Source organism: Candidatus Uabimicrobium amorphum, from assembly GCF_009002475.1.
Lineage (GTDB): Bacteria > Planctomycetota > Uabimicrobiia > Uabimicrobiales > Uabimicrobiaceae > Uabimicrobium > Uabimicrobium amorphum.
On sequence record NZ_AP019860.1, the window covers coordinates 7,714,741 to 7,736,262 of the forward strand.

Below are 21,522 nucleotides of genomic sequence, written 5' to 3' on the forward strand. Positions count from 1 at the left end.
ACTTCAGAAGTTTTGATAATTATTGCATCTGCAATATTGAGGAAATTATGTTAAAGATTTTAATTTTAGATGATGAAGAAAGTATTCGTAAAACCCTTAAACTTCATTTTTCAGATAAATATCAAACAGAAACAATTGCTACAGTTAGCGAATTTGAAGAAGCGTATTCCAGATTTAATCCAGATTTATTGCTTTTAGACTTAAAACTACCAGATGGTAGTGGTTTAGATTTACTACAAAGTTTACGTAATGCTGGAGATACTGTTGCAACGATTATGATTACAGGGCATTCGGACATGGAAAGCCCAATATGCGCGATGCGAATGGGAGCAACTGATTATATCAAAAAACCTTTAGATATTGATGAAATAGAAATAGCTATTACTCGTGTACAAAGTCAAATTATTCAACAAAAATCTTTGCGCGATATAGATAGCTCTAACGACTTACTTCAAAAAGGTAGAATAATAGGTCGTAGTAAAGAAATTACTAATATCCTAAAGAAGATCGGTACTGTTAGCCAGGGAAAAGTAAATGTCCTAATCACTGGGGAAAGTGGTACAGGGAAAGAACTTGTTGCGCAAACAATTCACCTATACTCTTCACCTGAGGAACCTTTTATTGCTGTTAACTGTTCTGCGTTGTCGCCACACTTGATAGAAAGCGAGCTTTTTGGACATGAAAAGGGAGCGTTTACTCATGCCATTGAAAAGCGTATCGGTCGTTTAGAACTAGCCAAAGAGGGAACACTATTTCTCGATGAAATCGGAGAGCTTCCTGTCGACCTGCAAGTAAAGTTACTACGAGTTATTCAAGAACAAGAATTTGAGAGCGTCGGTGGTAATAAAAAAATTCGCTTTAAAGCTCGTATACTTAGTGCAACGAATAGAAACTTACAAAACATGATGAAAGAAGGTTCTTTTCGCGAAGACCTTTATTTTCGTTTATGTACAGAAGAAATACATATTCCCCCTTTACGTGAACGCATAGAAGATATTCCTGAGTTAGTAGAGTATCTTGTTTTAAAAACAAACCACAAATTACATAAAAAAATACAAAAAATACCTGAAAACGTTTTGCATGAACTGCAAAGTTACTCATGGCCAGGTAACATAAGAGAACTTGAAAACGTTTTAGTTCGTTCTGCTTTATTGTCTTCAAGTGAAGTACTTGTTTTACCAAAGAATTTATTTGCAGCACATGTGCCAAAATCTCAAACAAAAGAATTACTGTCTCTAGCACAAATAGAAAAGAAGCACATCCTTAAGGTTCTACGGCATACAAGTGGTAATATAAGCCATGCCTGTGGTATTTTAGGAATTTCCCGTCCAACTTTAAGAAAAAAGATTAATGAATACCAAATAGCAATAGATCGATTAAAATAGAAGACTAGCACAATATCAATTCTTCCAAAACTATTTTAAATCTGGAGTCTACTTAAAGTGTAGTCGTAATCGCGTGTTATGATCCCGATTACGACCAGGAGCACAGTACAAACTTCTAGCATAAGTTATTAAAACCTATCCATAATAATTTAGGCCGTAGATCAAAGTCCCACCAAAGTGACCAGTAGCAATAACTAACATGGAACTAATACATAGAGAGAATTTATAAATTACTTTGTACCTGTTTTCTTTTTTGCGGTGATACAACTCTGAAAAAATGCTAGTTATTATTATGAAGATACCTGTTGATGTCCCTAACCAACGATGTACTTCTAGCACTGAACCCAGCTCTCCCGGATAACTAGAGAATGTTCCAGCAAACCAGCCTAGCACAACAGTTACAACACTCATCAATGCTGCCATTAACACCATTATTCTTGCCATCTCTTGAAAAATAGACTTTTTTTTCCACCAAAATAATACTTCAAAAAACATAGCTGAGAGTATCAGTGCAATAGGAAAATGCGTACTAGGTGGATGAAATTTACTCATAAAGTGAAGAAAATTAAAGTGCTTTTGCTGACTCCCATGTTGATGGTTTTCATGTTGATGATTCCCATGTTTGGTGACTTTGTTTTTATGTATAAATTGAGGAAGGTTTTTTACATATGTATCTGGGGTCTTTAAAAATTTTTTAAGGCATCTTTTACAACATAAGTACACTTTTTTATTCTGATAATCAGTAAATATAGCTTTATCTATCTCTTCATCTGGCATTACAGGGCACATTGAGTTTACTTCCACATCTCCATAAATTGTTAATGAAAAAGTCAATAGGAATAGCATAGCAACAGACATTCGAGACATTATTTTCTCCTAATGATCGTGTTTATGATTGTGGTTGTGGCCGTTTTGTTTATGGTGCTTTTCTTTGTTTTGGTGGTTGTGTTGAATTTTTTTCATGAATTTAGATGGATTGCGGCGAAATTTTTTAATGCATCCATCGCAACAAAATCTTATTAGATGATTAGCGTGGACAAAATCAATAGGTTCTCCCATCGCACCTCCAAGAGCTTCGTCGTCCATAACAACACAATGTGTAAGAGAATAGTGTGGTTTTTGGTGATGAATAACGATATTGTCTAGCTCTGTGATATATGACTTTGCTTTTTTCTTGAAGTCTTTAACACATCCTTTACAACACAAACGTACAAGGCGGTTTTTATGAACTATATTGATAGAGTGGTTATCCAATAATTCTCCACTTACCACACATTTATTCATTGGGTAATGCGCTAATTGTTGTTTTATAATTTGTTCATTCATCTTATGCATGTATTTGCGCACACTTCTTTTAAATTTTTTTAGCGCTTTCATATTAAAGAATTTGAAGTCATTTCCTTTGTAGTTGTACGAGATCGGTCTTTTTATGTGAGAAATATCTTTTCCTGTAACAATACAGTGACTAAGAGGATAAGCATCTCCTTCTGCAAATAGACCACCAATGAGAAAAATTGCACATATAAATAGTATGTTTTTGTTCAACATGATTATTAACCTTTCTAAAAAATTTACGAATGTAAAACCAACATACGCAATAAACATACCAATATAAAACGATTTCCATAAAGCTATATTTTAAAGTACATAGAGAGTATCGTCTATTTTTAGTGGTAGTACCTCCTCTATTAAAGTGGAAAGTTTCTTTTCACCACTGATGGAAAGTTTCTTTCCACTTGATTTTTATGTAAGTTTTGCCTTTAACAATAAAAAATTTACTTTTCCTTTGAGTTTCCTGATGTTTTTGCTCTGAGACTTTTTAGCAAGAGTTATGGCATAACATTTGCTTACACCAACCTTAGAGTTTTGAATACTTTAATAACTTTTAAGGACATGATTATGAAAACTTTAATTATCTTACTATCTACATCCTGCATTTTTATTTTAGTTTCGTGTAATGGAGGGCAAAATAGCGGTACTACAGAAATATCAGACAACACTACAATAAACGAAGAAAACATAAGTAATGAAGTTGTAGAATGGAACAATACCCATTGTCCTGTAATGGAAGGTAAAGTAAAAGAAGATGGTGGAAGTACAATGTACCAAGGAAAATTGGTGCGTTTTTGTTGCTCTAAATGTGTTAAAAAATTCAATGATAATCCAGAGGAATATCACGAAGCACTGATCTCATACTCATCGGGAAAAAAACCAGACAATGACTCCAAGCATGATCATTCAAACCATGAACATGGCCATGACCACTCAGGCCACGATCACTAAATAGTTTAGTGTGGAAAATAAAGTCGGGGATTGGGCAATTAAAAGTTGAGTAATCTAAGAATTTTTTAGAAGGGAAAAGGCAAGAGATGGAAAAAAATCCACAAAGTACGTTCAAATATATATGTCCAATGCACCCAGAAATCGGCTCTAATTTTCCTGATGATTGTTCGATATGTGGTATGTCATTAGAAGTTGCAAACGTTTCTAAGGCCTCATACACTTGTCCAATGCATCCAGAAGTTGAACAAGATGTACCTGGTGATTGCCCTAAATGTGGAATGGCTTTGGAGACAAAAACGCTATTGGATAGCGAAGAAAACCACGAAGTGAGGATATTATCGCGTAAATTCTGGTGGGGCTTGATTTTGACGCTACCGGTCTTTTTTCTGGCTATGGGAGAAATGGTTCCAGGAGTTAACGTTGAAGCACTAATTTCTAACGAGACCTCTAAATGGCTACAACTTTTACTCTCAACACCAGTGGTTTTCTGGGTTGGTAATATTTTTTTTAAAAGAGCATGGAAATCTATCATCAATCGCAGTCCTAACATGTTTACTTTAGTCACAATAGGAGTGATGTCAGCGTATTGTTACAGCGTTATTGCCTCTCTATTTCCTCACATTTTTCCCGACGAGTTAAAACATCATGGAGCTATCGGGCTATACTTTGAAGCAGCAGCTGTAATTACAGTTTTAGTGATTCTGGGGCAACTTTTGGAAGCAAAGGCTCGCAAAGGTACAGGAGAAGCAATAAAATCGTTATTAAGCCTCGCTGCAAAAACGGCTCATAGAATTGTAGATGATGAAGAACAAGAGGTAAAAATTGATGAGATTCAACAAGGCGATTTGTTACGTGTTCGACCAGGTGAAAAAATACCTGTAGATGGTCAAATTATAGAGGGACAAAGTACCATTGACGAGTCGATGATTTCTGGCGAACCAGTGGCTGTTGCAAAAAAAATAGGAGATCCTGTTATTGGAGCGACAGTAAATCAAACAGGAACGTTTGTCATGCAAGCGACAAAAATAGGTTCAGAAACGCTTTTATCTCAAATCGTAAAAATGGTTGCTGAGGCTCAGCGGAGTAAGGCTCCCATTCAATCATTGGTGGATAAGGTATCAGCCTACTTTGTCCCTTTTGTCATATTATGTGCGATTATCTCCTTCTTGATTTGGTTTATCCTTGGATCACTATCATATGCTATGGTTAATGCTATTTCAGTACTAATTATTGCCTGTCCATGTGCTCTTGGCTTGGCAACCCCAATGTCAATAATGGTTGGTATCGGCAAAGGAGCTCAGTCGGGTATTCTGATTAAAAATGCACAAGTCATTGAAAAAGCAGAAAAAATTACCCATTTGCTCACAGATAAAACAGGAACTTTAACAGCAGGAAAACCTGTTGTTACTTCTTGTGTTGTTCTCGAAGAACAGCATAAAAAAGAAATGATTATTTTGGCTGCTTCTCTTGAACAAAGTAGTGAGCATCCTCTTGCGCGTTCTATTGTTGATTATGCAAAAGGCCTAAATTTTGAGTTGCGATCAGTAGAAAACTTTCAGTCGCTAACAGGTAAAGGCGTTCAAGGTAAAATAGGTGGCGAAGATGTATTTTTAGGAAAAGAAAAGTTTATTAAAGAAATAGCTCCTATCAATGAAGAACTTAAAAAACAGGCAGATAAACTAAGAGGCAAAGCTCAAACGGTTGTCTGGATTGCTTACAAAAAACAAACGATGGGAATTTTTGCCATTGCCGACCCTATAAAAGAAACAACTCCTAAAGCAATAAAAAAGATTCATAGAATGGGATTGAAGGTTATCATGCTTACAGGAGATAATGAAAATACAGCAATGGCTGTTGCCAAAGAGCTACAAATAGATGAAGTCCAGGCAGAATTGACTCCTTTAGACAAACAGAAGATTGTAAGTGATTTAAAAAACATAAGTGATTTAAAAAACAAAGGAGCCGTTGTAATGATGGCCGGAGATGGAATTAATGATGCACCAGCTTTAGCTGAAGCAGAAATCGGAATCGCAATGGGAACAGGGACAGATGTAGCAATCGAAAGTGCGGGGATTACCCTTGTTAAGGGAGACCTACATGGCGTAGCGAAATCACTAACATTGAGTAAAGCGGTTATGAACAACATCCGCCAAAATCTATTTTTTGCTTTTGCTTACAATGTAATGGGAATTCCTATAGCGGCTGGAATATTTTACCCTATAACTGGCTGGCTATTAAATCCTATGATTGCAGGAGCCGCAATGAGTTTGAGCTCTGTATCTGTTATTTTAAATTCTCTTAGATTGAAGAAGCTAAAGTTTTAAAGTTGCTACTCCTGGTAATTTGTGATCTCGTTTATCTTGTACATAATTGGAGTTTATAATGCGATCTAAGCCTAAATTTCCTATAGGAAGTACGATCAGAGTACAATTAAAAAATTCTAATAAATACGGAATAGTCACAGGAGAAAACAGCGTTACTCACAATTGTTTAGTGAATAACATTTTTGTGGAAAGTACTTTTGAAGATTTCTGTGGTGTCGATGGAGTTGTTGAACAATGTTCTTGCATTACTAGCAATAATTTAGATTTAGCTGCAGAAAAGGCTAAGACTAAAATAGGTAAAAATACATCAGGAGTTGAGAGCCTACATTTTGTACTGGAAGTACACTATGATGAGAATGAAGGTAAAAATTTTATAGAAGATGTTATACAAGATCCTGCGTTTAAGGATGTTACTGATTTCTTAAATAAATTTTTAAGCGATAAAAAATCTCGTTAGATTGTACTCGCAAAAGTATTTTGTCTTGTTTTATTTTGCATTGCTAATCTTTTATTAGAATATTTGGAAACCTTTGTAAAGGTAAGCATCTAAATTGACGGATGTGTTTTTTTTACCTATAATAGTTACTACAACAAAATTTATCTCAAAATAAAGGAGAAATTTTATGAACAAAATGCAATTAATTGAAAACCTTGTTGAAAAAAACCTAAACAAAGTCAGAGAAAACTGCAATGGAAGCTGCAATGGTGAATGTAGTGGTGGAAGTTGTAATGGTCAATGTAGCAGTGGAAACTGCCAGGCTGGCTAACAAACTAAACACCTGCAAATAAAATAATTTGCAGGTGTTTTCTTTAGGAAGAGTAAAAGTGAAAACGACTGAACAACAAAAACAAAACAAGTTATGTTCTATTGAAGAAGCTTTAGCTTACAAAAACGATATAATTGTATACAAATTTATGGAAAACTTTGACTTGCCATTCGCAGAATGCGAAGATATTTTTCATGAAACCAAAAAGTGGTTGTGGCTATGTGCATACTCCATACAAAACCCTGGTTCACCAAAGATGGTCATTACTCAATCAATGATTATTTTAGATGAAATGTGGCATACATTTATACTTTTTACCAGGGAATACTTTGACTACTGTAAACGGCATTTTGGACATTACATTCATCACCAACCTACAACAAAATATGAAAAAGACAAAATGCACGATCGTTTACAAGAAAATTATGAAGGTGTAATGGCAGAGAAAAAAGAAGAGTATAAAGAAATGTACAGCTTTATATACGACCACATGGGAGAAGAAACGTTAATCAAATGGTTTTCTGATTATCTTGATAAGTACACCCCTGAATATATAAAAAGCATTCGCAAATAGAAAAATGGAGAGTTTCTCCATTTTCTTATTTGCATTTCTATGAGAATTTCGCAATGAATTACAAAGCATATGGTTTGCAAAAAGAACAAGTAATATTTTTTCAAGCCAGCGATTTAAATATTAATAAAGAATATCAAACAACTTACCTTATTCTTACAAGAGAACACCTTATTGTTGGCGAACAACACAAAACGTTACAGGTCTCCTTAAAAAATATCGAAAGCATAAAAATAGAAGAACTTTTTGCTCACTCATGCCTGGTTGCTGTAACCAATGAAAAAGAAATACCATTAGTCTACTATTCACGAGCTTATGTCTCCGAATTTGCAGAATTTAAAAAAGCATTCAATCGTTTTTTAGCGACAAATGTCTGGCAGATAAAGCAAATTTTTTCTTTGTACTGTCCTAAATGTCAAACTCCTCTTCTTGATCGCAAAATCAAGTGCAGCCAGTGCCTAAAAAAAACTCATATTTTTTTACGCCTACTGGCTTTAACAAAACCTTACAAAGGTAAAATTGTCTGTTTGATACTTGCTACAGTTTTTACTGTTGCTGCGCAAATGGGGCCACCATACATTAGTAAATTAATCATTGATAATTGTATAAGTGGGACAAATGTAAACTTATTACATTTTTATATCTTACTAATGCTTGGCTGTGGTATTTTATTACTACTTTCTAAGCTGGTTTCTAGTTGCTTGACCTCATGGTTAAGTGCCAGATTAGCTGCTGACTTACGTGCACAACTTCACTATGTATTACAACGTGTACAAATGCGTTTTTACCATCACCGTGAATCAGGAGAGATTATAGGCCGTGTGATGAATGATACTGGACAACTACAGCGATTTTTAATAAATGGTGTTCCCTATCTCTTGGTCAATTCTTTATCATTTGTGGCAATTGCCATAATTCTCATTAGTATTGATTACCAACTAGCTTTGTTAGTTTGTTTACCTGTTCCCTTTTTGATAGGAGGAGGACGTTGGTTTTGGAATCGCCTTGTTCCTTTATTTCATAAAAGTAATACTCGAATTAGTGCTTTATATTCCTTACTAAACGAATCAATCTATGGAGTTAAAGTGGTCAAATCTTTTAGCCTTGAAAAGCGGCGAAACAAACAATTCAAAACGGACAATGAAAAGTTTTTTTCCATTCGATGTCAGATAAATTATACCTTCGCAGGTTTTAACGAAACAATGTTTTGGATTATGTCCTTGGGGGTAACCGCAGTTTGGCTTTTTGGGACGGAACGTATTGTTGCTGGAGACCCTTCTTTAACATTGGGGGATTTGCTAGCCTTCATTGGTTATATCTGGCTTTTCTATGGACCATTACAGTGGTTCACTTCCATTATGAATTCTTCGACAAACGCTTTTGCCAGCGCTGAACGAATATTTTCGATATTAGATGAGGAACAAGAAACTTATAAAGTCGAAGACAATACTTACCTGCCAAAAGTGCAAGGTGAAATTTGTTTTAGAGATGTGCGTTTTAGTTATGATAAGGGACAAGAAGTAATAAAAGGAATCTCATTTCACATCATGCCTGGGGAAATGATCGGTTTAGTTGGAAAGTCAGGAGCAGGAAAAAGTACCATTATGAATCTCATATGTCATTTATACAAAATAGACTCTGGGCAAGTTATTATTGATGGAAACGACCTGCAGCAAATAAATATTGAGCAACTTCGCCAAAGTCTGGGAATTGTTCCACAAGAATCTTTTTTGTTCAACTCTTCGATTTTCGAAAATATACGCTGTAGTCGCCCGCAAGCATCTTTTCAAGATGTAGTGCGTGCAGCAAAAGCAGCAAATGCTCATGACTTTATTGTCAATAAAGAAAATGGTTACGATACACTAATTGGAGAAAAAGGAAGTCGTTTATCTGGAGGAGAGAAACAACGTATTGCCATTGCAAGAGCAATACTTCATGATCCACCTATACTTATTTTTGATGAAGCAACTTCATCGGTGGATAGCCAAACCGAAAAATCGATTCAAGAAGCTATTGCCAATTTGGTAAAAGGACGTACGACTATAGCAATAGCCCATCGTCTTGCCACTTTGCGCCACGCCAGCCGACTATTCGTTATAGATGATGGCAAAATAGTCGAAAAAGGCTCTCACGAAGAACTAATAAAAACACAAGGACGATATGCAAGTTTGGTTAAGGCTCAAGAAGAGAATAATCAATTACGAAGTAAAACAAATTTCATAAGAGGTTGAGCTATGAATTTTCGCTTACTAAAAAAGCATGGCAAAGTATACATCCAATTCGAAAAACAACAGGAAAAACTAGCTAAAATATTGTGGGCGAGACCCCTAACTGGGCGATGGAAAGAAATTTCAATTGTAGATGAGAAGAAAAAAGAAATTATATTTTTAGACTCTCTAAACTCGATACCTACGGAAAGTCGCCAAATCGCTAAAGATGAACTAATACGAAATTATTTTCTACCCAAAATTATCAAGGTATTTGAAACAAAATCGCATCGGTCTTGTCGTTACTGGCATGTAGAAACAGAAAAAGGACCAAGGAAGTTTTTGATGAAAAATCCCAATCGCGATTTTTTATGCATTTCACAAGATAACATTATTCTTCGCGATCATATCGGAAACTGTTATGAGATAGTTTCTTTTAGAAAACTAGATAGATCTTCAAAAAATGCAATCAACAAGATTATATAAAAATATTTCAAAAACTATGCATTGCCACGGTACTTACTAGAGAACAATCACCAATATTGAGTTTTTTTAATGAAGATTCTAGATCCAATATCGTGTGTATGACATCGAAGATTTTTTTGACAATACAACAGTACCTATTGTCAGACATGCATTGGCAATGCGTACCATCAATAATATCAAGTAAAATAATTTACCTAGTAAATCACGAAGGAATCCAGATTCTCCAGTTAACGTTTAACTTAATGACAGTAAGGAGAACTCGATTCCTTTGTGACTTAATAAAACTTCAGTCTATTCCACATAAATCTCTTGAGCGTTAATCATCATCAAGACACACGTGCTTCTATCCATCCAGCAGTTTGAAAAAGAGTGCCACCCGTTTCTTTCGTTACCACAACCTTTCCTTGGGCAAGGCGTACCTTGGCAACGTCTACTTTACGAGAGTACATGAAGGCATCTCTTCCTACCCAAAAAAAGAGCCCCACAAGCAATAACAGTAGTAAAAACGGAATGGTAAATATTCCCGCACGCCGTGGAGGAGAACCTTGTACTTCTACTTCCTGAAATAAAGAATTCCTCATACAAATTTCCTCAAAACAACAAATCATAACGACAGACTGTAACGGTATACCAGGACCTTATATAAAAAGGTAGCGGTAAAAAAATGATGTATTTTTTTGTATATTACACTATAATTATAAATAACAAAGGCAGTGTATTCCTCCTTCTCTAAATTTTCATACCATAAAAGAGCCTCCCCATTTCATTGGTTATTTCAAGCACAACTCTTGGAATATCTCCTAAATAAAAATAATTTTTCCTGGAGAGCTTCCTCTAAACTACTCTCATGTCCAAGGGTATGCTCCTAAAAGTTTTTTACCTTATCATTAATCTTTAATTGGAAGGAGTTTTGCTCCTGTAAAATACTCTAAATATATTACATAGTCCCACAAATCGGCAAGAGCGTCTATATAGCCTAGTTCTGCTTTAACAAGTGTTTGCTGAGCATTCAGAAGTTCAATCTGACCAATTTCACTCGCTTGGTATAATTTTTTTGTCAACTCAAATGTTTGGCTTGCTTTGGGAATGATATCTTCTTTGTAACTGTTTACTTGTTTCTGTGCAGTAAAATACAAACGTAAGTATTGGTCTACGTTCGTTTTTAGTTCATTGCGAGTTGCTTGTATTGTGTTTTGAGCTCTCTGTTTGCTTCCTTTTGCCTCAGAAATTTTTCCCTGGTTACGATTGAATATTGGCAACGGGATTTCTAAGGAAAGCCTAAAGGATTCTTCATTTTCGTTATTATCATCTTCAATTCCGATCCCAACTTGCACGTCTGGCCAACGTCCTTTTTCTGCTTGTTGTATTTTTAACTCGGCAAGATCATGGTTCAAACCTTCTTTTTTTAATTCGGGATGATCTTTAAAAAGATATTCTTTTAAATCAAATTCAGGTATTTTTGTAAATAATGCACCTTGTAGTTTCTTTATCTTTAAATCTGGCATTCCCATAAGTAAAAGTAATTTTTGATATGTATTATCTACTTCATTTTCTAATTCTTGTATTTTTAAGATAGTTTGTGAGCATTCTACTTGAGCACGTATAGATTCTACATTTCTTGCTTCACCTGTTTTTACACGTTTTTTACTTACGTCCAGGCTGGTTTTGGCAATTTCTAGCAATCGTTTTGTTGTAGTAAGCTTTTCCTGTATCGCTAAAAGTTTGAAAAAAGTTCTTTTACCTTCTGTTACAATTTGATTTTCAAAAACTATGTAGTCTTGTTTTACAATATCTATTTGCTTATTTAAAGTTGCTTGAGTAGCGTTGCGTTTCCAGGGCATGATAAATCGTTGTCTTAAGATAACGCTATTTTCAGCACGTCCAAAATTGCCAAAATTATCAAGTGGCATATCTTCTGACTCAAACCCCAAAACTGGATTGGGATATAGCATCTGTTGCTGTGCACTTCCTTGAACTTCGAGAATTACTGCTTTGGAGGCTTGTAATCTGGGGTTATAGTTTTTTATACATGTTATAACCTGGTCAAGAGTTAATACTTTTGATACATTTATTATCTGTTTAATGGGGCTCTTTTCTCTGCTTTGAGTTATTATCAATTTTTCTTTGAGCTTTGGCTCTTCTAGCCGTAGTTCTTTAGGTTGCAAACTTGTACATGAAATAATAAAAATGGTAAGTACAGTTATTATAGAAGTTTTACCATTTATCATTTCGCAATTAATTTTTTGGTTCATGATTATCTTCCTTTCCAAAAAAAGAATATAACACTGGTAAAACAACTAAAGTAAGTATTGTAGCTGTTATAATTCCGCCAATAACAACTGTTGCCAATGGTCTTTGAACTTCAGCCCCAACGCTTGTAGCTAGTGCCATAGGAATAAATCCAAAGCTAGCAACTAATGCAGTCATTAAAACAGCTCGAAGTCTTGATTCTGCAGCTTCAGTAATTGCATGTTCTAATGTTTTTCTTTCAGCTAGTAGCTTTCTAATACGAGAAACCATGACTAAGCCATTTAACACAGCTACTCCAGAAAGAGCAATAAATCCGACTCCTGCACTTATAGTAAAGGGCATTCCACGTAAATGTAGAGCTAAAATACCTCCAATAGTAGCGAAAGGGACACCTGTAAAAATGATCAATGCATCACGCATACTGTTATATGTTGTGTAAAGAAGAATAAGTATCAGTAGAAGAGCTAGTGGGACAATGATCGTCAAACGTAAACGTGCTCGTTCAAGATTTTCGAATTGCCCTCCGTAATCTATAGAATATCCTGGGGGAAATTTTAATTCATTGATCCTTTTTTTTACTTCGCCCACAAACGAACCTACATCGCGATCACGTACATTACAAGACACTACAATGCGACGGTGTCCCCATTCTCGATTGATAACTGTTGGACCTTCTACTAATTCAACATCAGCAACTTTTTCTAAAAGAACTTGTTTTCCATCTACTGTTCTCAGTAATATTTCCTTTATAGCTTGTGGATTTTGGCGATATTGCTGTTTGAGTCGTGTTACAAGTGCAAATCGCATTTGACCTTCGCGAATTTCTCCTATTTTGCGCCCACCTATACATTCAACAGCTAAAAGAATATCGTTTCTAGAAATTCCCAAACGCGCAATATCATCTGGACGGATACGAATTTGTAAAACTGGTTGGCCTGTTAGTTGTTCTGTTACAGGTTCAGCTGAACCATAGGTTCTTTTTAAAATATTTTCTACTTGCTCTGCGAGTTGAATTAAAATGTCAAAGTCATCTCCGAATATCTTGATTCCCAAATCGGTACGAATGCCTGCTATCATTTCATTTACACGCATTTCTATTGGCTGAGTAAATGCAGACCGCATGCCAGGTAGTCCCTGTAAAGTACGGCTTAACTGAATTACTAATTCCTCCTGCGTCTTTGCTCGTCTCCACTCTTTTTTAGATTTTAGAGTAATAAAAATGTCAGATACTTCTAATCCCATAGGATCAGTGGCTACTTCAGGAGTTCCGGTTCTTGTCCATATGCTTTTTATTTCATTGGGAAATTCATCAAGAAGGATTTTTTCTATACGACTTCCATAACGTACCGATTCTTCTAAAGAAACGCCTGCGAGACGTACAGTATTGACAACTACTGCGCCTTCCTCTAAACGAGGAATAAACTCAGAGCCCAGACGAGTGGCAATCCAGCTAGAAAATATCAGCAGTAAAAGTGCTCCGATAATAACTAGAAATTTTAAACGTAAAGCCAGATGAAGTATAGGACGATACAACCATTTGAGAGCACGAATTAGCCATGGTTCTTTTTTCTTTACTTTTTTTCGAATAAATAAACTACAAAGAACTGGCATCAAGGTCATGGATAGAATCATAGAGCCTGCAAGTGCAAAAATTACGGTTAAAGCCATCGGTCTGAAAAGTTTTCCCTCTACACCTTCCAAAAATAATATAGGCAAGTACACAATCATGATGATAAGCTCGCCAAACATAGTAGGTTTTCTTACTTCGATAGAGGCATCCCGTACTATGTTTAGACGAGATCTCTGGTCTTCGGTAGATAAGTGATGAACATTGTTTTCGACCATGATGACAGAGCTATCCACAACAAGGCCAAAATCGAGAGCACCCAAGCTCATTAAGCTACCAGCAATACCAAAGTACAACATAGCATTAAAAGCAAATAACATAGAAAGAGGTATGGCCAAAGCAACTATTAATCCTGCTCTTAAATTACCTAAGAATATAAAAAGGATTGCTATAACCAAAATTGCACCCTCAAATAAATTCTTTTTTACAGTATCTAATACTGCGTCAACAAGATCCGTTCGATCATAGACTAATTCTACTGTCATCCCTGGAGGTAACGATTTTTTGGCTTCTTCTAGCTTGTTTTTTAAACGTTGGGTAACAGTGTGACTATTTTCTCCCATAAGCATGAAGCCAAGACCAAGAACTTGTTCTCCTTTACCATTTGCAGTTACAGCAGCTCTTCTAATCTCATGACCGATTTCTACAGTAGCAATATCGCGAATGTAGATAGGAATACCATCTTTAGCGTCAATAACAATATTTTCGATCTCAGAAATAGATGATACTACCCCTAAACCATGAACAAGAAAAGCTTCACCTTCATGAGGAGTAATTGTTCCTCCTCCAATATTGCGATTATTATACTCAAGAGCTTCAAATATATCTTTAAATGTCAGGTGATACTTTACTAGAAGTTCTGGCTTGATAAGTACATGGTATTGTTTTTCAAACCCGCCCCAGGTATTTATCTCAGCAACTCCAGGAACCATACGCAATTGTGGTTTAATGATCCAATTTTGGGCAGTTGTGATTTGTGTTAAATCGTGAGCTTTACTTTTAACTAGATAATGAAATACTTCTCCTAAGCCTGTTGCAACAGGTCCTAATACAGGTTGCGGAGTATTTTGAGGAAGCTCTAAACTCTGAAGTCTTTCCATTACCAGTTGTCTGGCAAAGTAGATGTCAGTTCCATCTTCGAATATCACAACTACTTGAGATAATCCAAATTTGGAAATAGATCGAACTAGTTTAAGTTTCGGCAAACCACTAATGGCAAGTTCTACAGGAAAGGTTATTTGTTGCTCAATTTCTACAGGATTTAGAGCAGGAGCAACTGTATTTATTTGAACTTGTATAGGAGTAGTGTCAGGAAAAGCATCTATAGAAAGTTTTGATAAAGACAGAAAGCCAGTTCCTGCTAAAATCAGTGTCAGCGTGATTACAAGAAATCGATTGATCAAAGAAAATTCTATTAATTTATTCAACATGGGAAATTCCTTAAAAAATAGTATTAATTGTAAAAGTCGTAGTCTGAATTGTTAATCTGTACAACCAGCACCAATACTACTTTTTAGAATTTCTGTTTTTAAGAGAAAGCTTCCTTCAGTAACAACAGGTTCACCAGCCAACAAGCCGGCTTTTACTTCGTAAAAATCCTTTCCCTCGTATCCCAACCGAACTTTTCTTGGTGCGTATAAATCATTTTCAAGTTGAATAAAAACAATGTGGCAGCATCCTTCCCACTGTATAGCCTTTTTAGGGACGACAACTACGTTTTCATTTTGGTGTATTAATATTTTGACTTTTCCAAACATGTTAACGCGCAATAGATTTTCTTTATTATTTACTTGAGCTAAAACAGACACTGTACGTACTTTGTCATGAACTTCAGAGCCTAACCACAATATTTTGCCTTCAAAGTTGACATCTTTAATAGAGTCTGTTTTAAAACGAACAGGTTGACCGTTTTTTAATCGTGGTAAATCTTTTTCAAATACATCTAATCGCACCCACATAGAAGATAAATCTGCTATTAAGAAAAGAGGCTTTCCATATTCAACAAGTTCTCCTTTTACAGTTTTTACAGAAATAATTGTTGCATCGAAAGGAGCGCGAATTAGATATTCTGATGGCTTCTTTGAAACTCTCTTGATCTTAGTTCCCAAATTTTGTAAAGCATTGTTGAGTTCTCCCTGAAGCTCTATGATTTCTATTTCTGCTGATACTTTTGTATGTTCAAGTAGAGAGACATATGATGTATAAATCGAATCAAATCTTTTTTGTGTTTGAAGGAGATTTTTTTTCAGGCCAACGCCCTCTTTCTCCATCTCCTTCTGGCGATTTAGTTCAGATTGGGCTAATTCAAGTTCTGCAAGTTTTTCTAAAAGTGAAGATTTTGCCAGGCCTATTTCTAATGTTTTCATTTTTTCTGTAGCCTGACTCGAAGAAATGTTGCTTTTCGTTAACAAAGCCAACATTTTTTTTATATTGCTGTATATTTTTTTCTTGTTATCAAAAAGCTTTTTTTGTGTTGCGATATTTGTTCTGAGCTGGCCTAAATCGGGGCTATCAATGACTGCTAAAATTTGTCCCTTTTTGACTCTCTGGCCAATGTGAACATTAACTTTTTGTATAATTCCACGATATCTAGAAGCGACTTTTGTTTGGTTAGTAGCATTGTACATCACCTCGCCATTACATGTTAAAATTTCTTTCACTGCTCTTTTTCGTACGGGCGCTATTTTGATTCCGATTAGACTAGCAATTTCTTTTCTCGAAAATTTAATACGCAAGTGATGTGTGCCACAAAAAGCAGACTTTGGTAGTGTAGCATCAAAAGAGATAGTGGTATCGCTGTCACTTTTGAGTAATTCAGGTTTTACTGCTGAAATGGTTAACCTTTTATTGACTTCCTCTTGTAAGCCACTGTTACATGGAAAACACTGAGATTCTGGGACATCATGCCCACCACACCAGTCTCCTGATTTTTTGAACTTCTCTGCTAACTTGGAGTCGCACTGATAGCAATTTCCTTTTTCGAAACCATGCTCGCACCATTTTCTTGCGGAATTTTGCGCCGTATCTTCGGCCAACCTTTTATTGACTTCCTCTTGTAAGCCACTATTACATGGAAAACACTGAGATTCTGGAACATCATGCCCACCACACCAGTCTCCTGATTTTTTGAACTTATCTGCTAACTTGGGATCGCACTGATAGCAATTTCCTTGTTCGAAGCCATGCTCACACCATTTTCTTGCGGAATTTTGTACTGTTATGTTTGATTGCTTCAATTTTTTTCGAAGACTCGGATTGCATAAAACACATTTTGAATTACGTACATTGTGCTCTTGGCACCAATCTGACTTCAATGAGATTGTCAAATTGGGATTGCAAATCGTACACTGAGATTCGGCAATATTGTGTTCTTTACACCAATCGACAAATTTCGGTTGGTTTTGCGCCAGTTCGGGATTACATTTTACACACTGAGATTCTGGAACACTATGCTTTTTGCACCAATCTCCTTTTGCTTTAAATTTTGCATAAGGATCACATAATTCACATTGAGATTCTGGTAATGAATGTTCGTTACACCAATCAAGATCCGTTTTAAATTTATCAACTAATGTAGGATTACATTGGTAGCAGTTGTTTTTTGCATAACCATGCGAACATAACTCAATATTTACTTTAGATTTTGTAGAACTCAATGACCAATAGTATGGTTTTAGAAAAAAGATAGCAACAGCACAAACTGCCGCTACAACAAGAGGTATTATCAAAGATTTTTTCACGGAAATCTCCTTAAAATTATTAACCAAAATATAACTTAGAGTATAAACAAGTAATCATTTGGCTTATATAAGGAGAACTTGAGATGAGAGAAATGTTAAGGGAGAGGGAAGTATAAATTTTAAACAAAAGTCTTTGGTAAAAAAAGAAGGCAATTTAAAGGTGTTGTGATAAGGTTTTAAACAACAAAATTCTATAAGAGGTAAGATTTTAAATTTTTGTGGATCGTCTGAAATTTGAGCTAATAAAGGATAGTTGGAACAACAATGTTCTTTTTTGGAAGGGCATGAGTCTACGCAACAAGATACTTGATTGCAAAGTAAAGTACAAAAACTTATCTTCATCACAAAGATTATAATAAAGACTGAGAAAAATCTTTTCGTAAACATATTTTAATACCCAAAATTAACAAATATACAGCTTATTACGCTATGAAATTTGCAACAATCATCTAAATTACCATAGCCTTGGTACAAAACGACCTGTCTTAGTGCAGTACTCAGTATATTCCTTCGGAAATTCTTGTTTCATGAGTTTCTCTTCTTTTATGATATTTAAATGCCATATACCATGTAGTGCAACAGCCCAAAAAATGTAAATCCAATTGTTGAGTAAAATCGCCAATCCAAAATTGAAAAATAAGAGAAACGCAGCATATAATGGATGCCTAAAGTATCTAAATGCACCAGTTGTAACCAACTCTTTGCCACGAGTTGCAGGAGGAAGTGACCAAAAGCTCCAAATGACCAACAATAACGTAGCAATGAGAGCGATAAAAAACATACTCCATCTTATCAATACATCACTACATACAATTGGTAAACTAACTAATGGTTCAAGTTTCCATGCAACTGCAAGAGCTACCAAACTTATAAAAAAACCTCTTGGCCCAGCACCAAAAATTCTGTCATATGTTTTCATTTGTATAAACCTACATCTTGTTTTTTCATAGTAACTCAAGTCTTTCCATAAAGAGTATTTTTTCTACTTCTTTTTTTAACAGACCTATTTTTTCTTTGTTTATAGAGTAGTATACAATTTTGCCATCTTTTCTATGATGTACAATGCCTAAGTGACGTAAAACTCTAAGTTGGTGCGACATAGCTGATTGTGTAACTTCAAATAGTGCTGCAAGATCACAAACACAGAGTTCATTGTATAGGAGAGCATTCACGATTTTCAGTCTTGTTTGATCTCCCAATGCTTTGAAAACCTCGCTAAGACGATTTATCTCTTCAAATGATGACATATTTGCTTTAGCTTGATTGAGCTTTTCATGGTGTATTTTATTGACACTACAGTTAAAATTTTCTTTAGATTTTGCCATTTTACCCCTTTGAGAAAACATATGAACACTTATTCATATATACCAGGATGAAAATAATTTCGCAACTATTTTTTAGGTTACATTTGCACAAATTTGAAATTCTGAATTCTCATGGCATTAAAAATAGCTAAGAGAGCTACACCAACATCTGCAAATACAGCCTCCCACATCGTAGCTATTCCGCCAGCTCCTAATATAAGTACAATGAGTTTTACCCCAAATGCTAATCCAATGTTCTGCCAAACTATTCGCTTAGTGACATGTCCTACTTTTACAGCCGTTACTATTTTAGATGGTTGATCGGTTTGAATCACCACATCAGCTGCTTCGATAGCGGCATCACTACCAAGTCCTCCCATTGCCATACCTACGTCGGCAACGGTAACCACAGGCGCATCATTAATGCCATCTCCAACAAAGGCGATTAATCGACCTTCTTCTTTTAATCTTTCTACCTCTTTTACTTTATCTTCAGGTAATAAGCCGCCAACGGCTTTATCCAGTCCTAACTGATCAGCTATTCTATCAACAACTATTTGTTTGTCTCCTGAAAGCATCACAAGAGTTTTTATTTTAGCATCATATAAAGCCTTAATCGCTATCTTAGCATCCTCTTTTAAGGTATCAGCAATGATAATGTACCCTGCAAATTTTCCATTTATGGCGACTAAAACAGTTGTATCAGATAACATACTAAGTTTTTCATCGAATGGGATATTAAACTTATAAAGTAATTTTTCATTACCTGCTAGTATGGTCTGGTTATCGTTTATTTTTCCTTTCAGTCCATGCCCTGGTATTTCTTCAACTTCAGCAATTGATAATTCTTTAAAGGTATCTCCTGCGTATTTTACTATGGCCTGAGCAATAGGGTGGTTAGAGTGAGCTTCTAGCGCAGCTACCATTTGTACGAAATCGTTTTTTTCTAGATTGTCAGCAACTACATCTTGTACTTCAAAAACCCCTTTTGTAAGAGTTCCCGTTTTGTCCATTACTACCGTATCAATTCGAGTTATTTGGTCAAGAAAGTTCGAACCTTTAAAAAGAATACCGTTTTTGGAAGCTGCTCCTATCCCTCCAAAATAACCAAGAGGAATGGAGATTACCAATGCACAAGGGCATGAAATAACCAAAAAGATTAGTGACTTATATAACCAGTCATTAAAAACATAGTTCTCCACAAAAAACCAGGGAAACAATGTTAAGCCCACTGCTAAGAATACAACGACCGGTGTATAAACCTTAGCAAAACGGGTAATAAATCTCTGTGCTTTAGCTTTTCTGCTAGTGGCTTCCTGTACAAGATTCAATATTTGAGACAGTTTTGAATCTTCATATTTGCGAGAAACTTTTATTTCAGCAAGCATGTGTAGATTGATCATACCTGCAAGTACTTCATCACCCTTTTCCTTGTCAACAGGTAAAGATTCTCCGGTCAAAGCTGCTGTATTAAAAGATGCATGTTTGTTAAAAAGTACACCATCCAATGCTACTTTCTCGCCGGATTTGACCTGGATAATTTGTCCTGGCTGAACATCTTTCGGATGTTTTACAAATGATTTTCCATCTTCTAAGACCTGTACTTCTTCGACTTGTAGTTTCAAGAGGGATTCGATAGAACGTTTTGCCCGATTTACAGCTGCTTCCTGAAATAATTCTCCAACGGTATAAAACAGCATCACCGCTACACCTTCAGCATACTCACCAATGACAAATGCTCCAATGGTAGCTAAACTCATCAAAAAAAATTCATTAAATAAATCAGCAGTAAATAGCTTTTTCACTGCTTTCCATACAACTGGTTTTCCAACAATGTAGTAGGCTACTCCATAAACGATCCATTGCAATTCTTTTTTGAAGAGATCAGGTCTGAACATTTCTAAACATATACCAGAGAGCAACAGTATAGCACTAAAAGATGCCCAAAAGTATGGTTGGTATTCATTCCACCAGGAAGACTGTCTCTCGCTACTATGCAAACTTTCTTCACAACTACATTTACTCATAATTCTTACACTCCCTTTCAGACAAACACATGAACACTTATTCATATATACTAAAAAACAGATACTTTTCCAATAAATTTTCGGATATTGATGAAAGTTGTTTTTAAGTTAATGCATAGTTAATACTTATCATTTTTGAGTTGACAAAAGCTTTTTATTGTGGAATAAATATTATTATAGTATTTTTTATTTAACTCAAAAAAAGGTAGAAAACCTGTGAAAAAAAAAGGAATATGGATTTTACTATTTTGTGTAGTATGGGTGCAGTGTTTTGGATTTTCCATAAACTATTGCGAGTGTTTTGGTGCCCATCCTGGAGATTATTCCTGTTGTTCTGAACAAAAACATGAACATAGTCACACAGATACTCAACCAGGCAATAAAGAAAAAACATCACAGTTTGCTACACATTGGTGCCTAGATATTGAAATAGAAGGTTTTCAATTTTTATGTACTGCTAAATCAAAAATTGTATTGCCTTACAACCTCTTAGATACAATCCCTTATCAATTTATTACCCTCCATAAACATCAAACATACACAAAGACCTC

At 35.4% G+C, this 21,522-nt stretch carries 17 protein-coding genes; 8 read left to right on the plus strand and 9 right to left on the minus strand.

Features of this window, described 5'->3' with window-relative positions; translation table 11 throughout:
• Positions 1-47 precede the first annotated feature (47 nt).
• Positions 48-1,385: a sigma-54-dependent transcriptional regulator gene (locus tag UABAM_RS26935; protein WP_151971091.1), complete on the plus strand. Its 1,338-nt coding sequence runs from the start codon at positions 48-50 to the stop codon at positions 1,383-1,385.
• 135 nt (positions 1,386-1,520) lie between these two features.
• Here UABAM_RS26935 and UABAM_RS26940 read toward each other — a convergent pair whose 3' ends face one another.
• Positions 1,521-2,252, minus strand: a complete 732-nt coding sequence (locus tag UABAM_RS26940; protein ID WP_151971092.1) for a DUF2231 domain-containing protein — start codon at positions 2,250-2,252, stop codon at positions 1,521-1,523.
• Between the two features lie 9 nt (positions 2,253-2,261).
• Positions 2,262-2,933 (minus strand): hypothetical protein, encoded by a 672-nt coding sequence (locus UABAM_RS26945; protein ID WP_151971093.1) that lies wholly within the window; start codon positions 2,931-2,933, stop codon positions 2,262-2,264.
• A 351-nt stretch (positions 2,934-3,284) separates the two neighbouring features.
• Here UABAM_RS26945 and UABAM_RS26950 point away from each other — a divergent pair, with 351 nt between their 5' ends.
• The 7 genes from UABAM_RS26950 to UABAM_RS26975 all read left to right on the plus strand — a co-directional run bounded on the left by UABAM_RS26950 (position 3,285) and on the right by UABAM_RS26975 (position 10,023).
• A complete protein-coding gene (locus tag UABAM_RS26950) occupies positions 3,285-3,668 on the plus strand; it encodes a YHS domain-containing protein (protein WP_173013601.1) in 384 nt (127 codons plus the stop codon).
• Positions 3,669-3,754: 86 nt separating this feature from the next.
• Positions 3,755-5,992 carry a copper-transporting P-type ATPase gene (locus UABAM_RS26955; protein WP_173013602.1) on the plus strand — a complete coding sequence of 746 codons (2,238 nt, stop codon included), beginning with the start codon at positions 3,755-3,757 and terminating at the stop codon, positions 5,990-5,992.
• A 58-nt stretch (positions 5,993-6,050) separates the two neighbouring features.
• Positions 6,051-6,449 (plus strand): hypothetical protein, encoded by a 399-nt coding sequence (locus UABAM_RS26960; RefSeq protein WP_151971095.1) that lies wholly within the window; start codon positions 6,051-6,053, stop codon positions 6,447-6,449.
• A 166-nt stretch (positions 6,450-6,615) separates the two neighbouring features.
• Positions 6,616-6,759, plus strand: coding sequence for a hypothetical protein (locus UABAM_RS33585; RefSeq protein WP_173013603.1), 144 nt, complete (start codon positions 6,616-6,618; stop codon positions 6,757-6,759).
• Between the two features lie 58 nt (positions 6,760-6,817).
• Positions 6,818-7,333, plus strand: a complete 516-nt coding sequence (locus UABAM_RS26965) for a glycine-rich domain-containing protein (protein WP_151971096.1) — start codon at positions 6,818-6,820, stop codon at positions 7,331-7,333.
• 53 nt (positions 7,334-7,386) lie between these two features.
• Complete coding sequence (locus tag UABAM_RS26970) at positions 7,387-9,561, plus strand: ABC transporter ATP-binding protein (RefSeq protein ID WP_151971097.1); 2,175 nt, start codon at positions 7,387-7,389, stop codon at positions 9,559-9,561.
• A 3-nt stretch (positions 9,562-9,564) separates the two neighbouring features.
• On the plus strand, positions 9,565-10,023 hold the full coding sequence (locus UABAM_RS26975; RefSeq protein ID WP_151971098.1) for a DUF1854 domain-containing protein: 459 nt from the start codon (positions 9,565-9,567) through the stop codon (positions 10,021-10,023).
• A 326-nt stretch (positions 10,024-10,349) separates the two neighbouring features.
• On the opposite strand, the gene UABAM_RS26980 is transcribed toward UABAM_RS26975, so the two are convergent.
• From UABAM_RS26980 to UABAM_RS27010, 7 genes are all read right to left on the minus strand, one after another.
• Positions 10,350-10,604 (minus strand): hypothetical protein, encoded by a 255-nt coding sequence (locus UABAM_RS26980; protein WP_151971099.1) that lies wholly within the window; start codon positions 10,602-10,604, stop codon positions 10,350-10,352.
• Between the two features lie 306 nt (positions 10,605-10,910).
• Positions 10,911-12,275: a TolC family protein gene (locus UABAM_RS26985; protein ID WP_151971100.1), complete on the minus strand. Its 1,365-nt coding sequence runs from the start codon at positions 12,273-12,275 to the stop codon at positions 10,911-10,913.
• Positions 12,259-15,330, minus strand: a complete 3,072-nt coding sequence (locus tag UABAM_RS26990) for an efflux RND transporter permease subunit (RefSeq protein ID WP_151971101.1) — start codon at positions 15,328-15,330, stop codon at positions 12,259-12,261. The genes UABAM_RS26985 and UABAM_RS26990 overlap by 17 nt, the downstream gene beginning before the upstream one ends.
• Positions 15,331-15,381: 51 nt before the next feature.
• Positions 15,382-17,640 carry an efflux RND transporter periplasmic adaptor subunit gene (locus tag UABAM_RS26995; protein ID WP_151971102.1) on the minus strand — a complete coding sequence of 753 codons (2,259 nt, stop codon included), beginning with the start codon at positions 17,638-17,640 and terminating at the stop codon, positions 15,382-15,384.
• A 454-nt stretch (positions 17,641-18,094) separates the two neighbouring features.
• Positions 18,095-18,559 (minus strand): methyltransferase family protein, encoded by a 465-nt coding sequence (locus tag UABAM_RS27000; RefSeq protein ID WP_151971103.1) that lies wholly within the window; start codon positions 18,557-18,559, stop codon positions 18,095-18,097.
• 25 nt (positions 18,560-18,584) lie between these two features.
• The gene (locus UABAM_RS27005; protein WP_151971104.1) at positions 18,585-18,965 is read right to left on the minus strand and encodes an ArsR/SmtB family transcription factor; all 381 of its coding nucleotides are present in this window, start codon (positions 18,963-18,965) and stop codon (positions 18,585-18,587) included.
• Positions 18,966-19,042: 77 nt separating this feature from the next.
• A complete protein-coding gene (locus UABAM_RS27010) occupies positions 19,043-20,971 on the minus strand; it encodes a heavy metal translocating P-type ATPase (RefSeq protein ID WP_229759309.1) in 1,929 nt (642 codons plus the stop codon).
• Positions 20,972-21,522: the final 551 nt, after the last annotated feature.

Coding starts and splice junctions, on each gene's coding strand:
- UABAM_RS33585 (WP_173013603.1), top strand. CDS start 6,616: ATGAACAAAATGCAATTAATTGAAAACCTTGTTGAAAAAAACCTAAAC.
- UABAM_RS27010 (WP_229759309.1), bottom strand. CDS start 20,971: ATGAGTAAATGTAGTTGTGAAGAAAGTTTGCATAGTAGCGAGAGACAG.
- UABAM_RS27005 (WP_151971104.1), bottom strand. CDS start 18,965: ATGGCAAAATCTAAAGAAAATTTTAACTGTAGTGTCAATAAAATACAC.
- UABAM_RS26990 (WP_151971101.1), bottom strand. CDS start 15,330: ATGTTGAATAAATTAATAGAATTTTCTTTGATCAATCGATTTCTTGTA.
- UABAM_RS26970 (WP_151971097.1), top strand. CDS start 7,387: ATGAATTACAAAGCATATGGTTTGCAAAAAGAACAAGTAATATTTTTT.
- UABAM_RS26985 (WP_151971100.1), bottom strand. CDS start 12,275: ATGAACCAAAAAATTAATTGCGAAATGATAAATGGTAAAACTTCTATA.
- UABAM_RS26975 (WP_151971098.1), top strand. CDS start 9,565: ATGAATTTTCGCTTACTAAAAAAGCATGGCAAAGTATACATCCAATTC.
- UABAM_RS26960 (WP_151971095.1), top strand. CDS start 6,051: ATGCGATCTAAGCCTAAATTTCCTATAGGAAGTACGATCAGAGTACAA.
- UABAM_RS26945 (WP_151971093.1), bottom strand. CDS start 2,933: ATGTTGAACAAAAACATACTATTTATATGTGCAATTTTTCTCATTGGT.
- UABAM_RS26940 (WP_151971092.1), bottom strand. CDS start 2,252: ATGTCTCGAATGTCTGTTGCTATGCTATTCCTATTGACTTTTTCATTA.
- UABAM_RS26950 (WP_173013601.1), top strand. CDS start 3,285: ATGAAAACTTTAATTATCTTACTATCTACATCCTGCATTTTTATTTTA.
- UABAM_RS26980 (WP_151971099.1), bottom strand. CDS start 10,604: ATGAGGAATTCTTTATTTCAGGAAGTAGAAGTACAAGGTTCTCCTCCA.
- UABAM_RS27000 (WP_151971103.1), bottom strand. CDS start 18,559: ATGAAAACATATGACAGAATTTTTGGTGCTGGGCCAAGAGGTTTTTTT.
- UABAM_RS26935 (WP_151971091.1), top strand. CDS start 48: ATGTTAAAGATTTTAATTTTAGATGATGAAGAAAGTATTCGTAAAACC.
- UABAM_RS26955 (WP_173013602.1), top strand. CDS start 3,755: ATGGAAAAAAATCCACAAAGTACGTTCAAATATATATGTCCAATGCAC.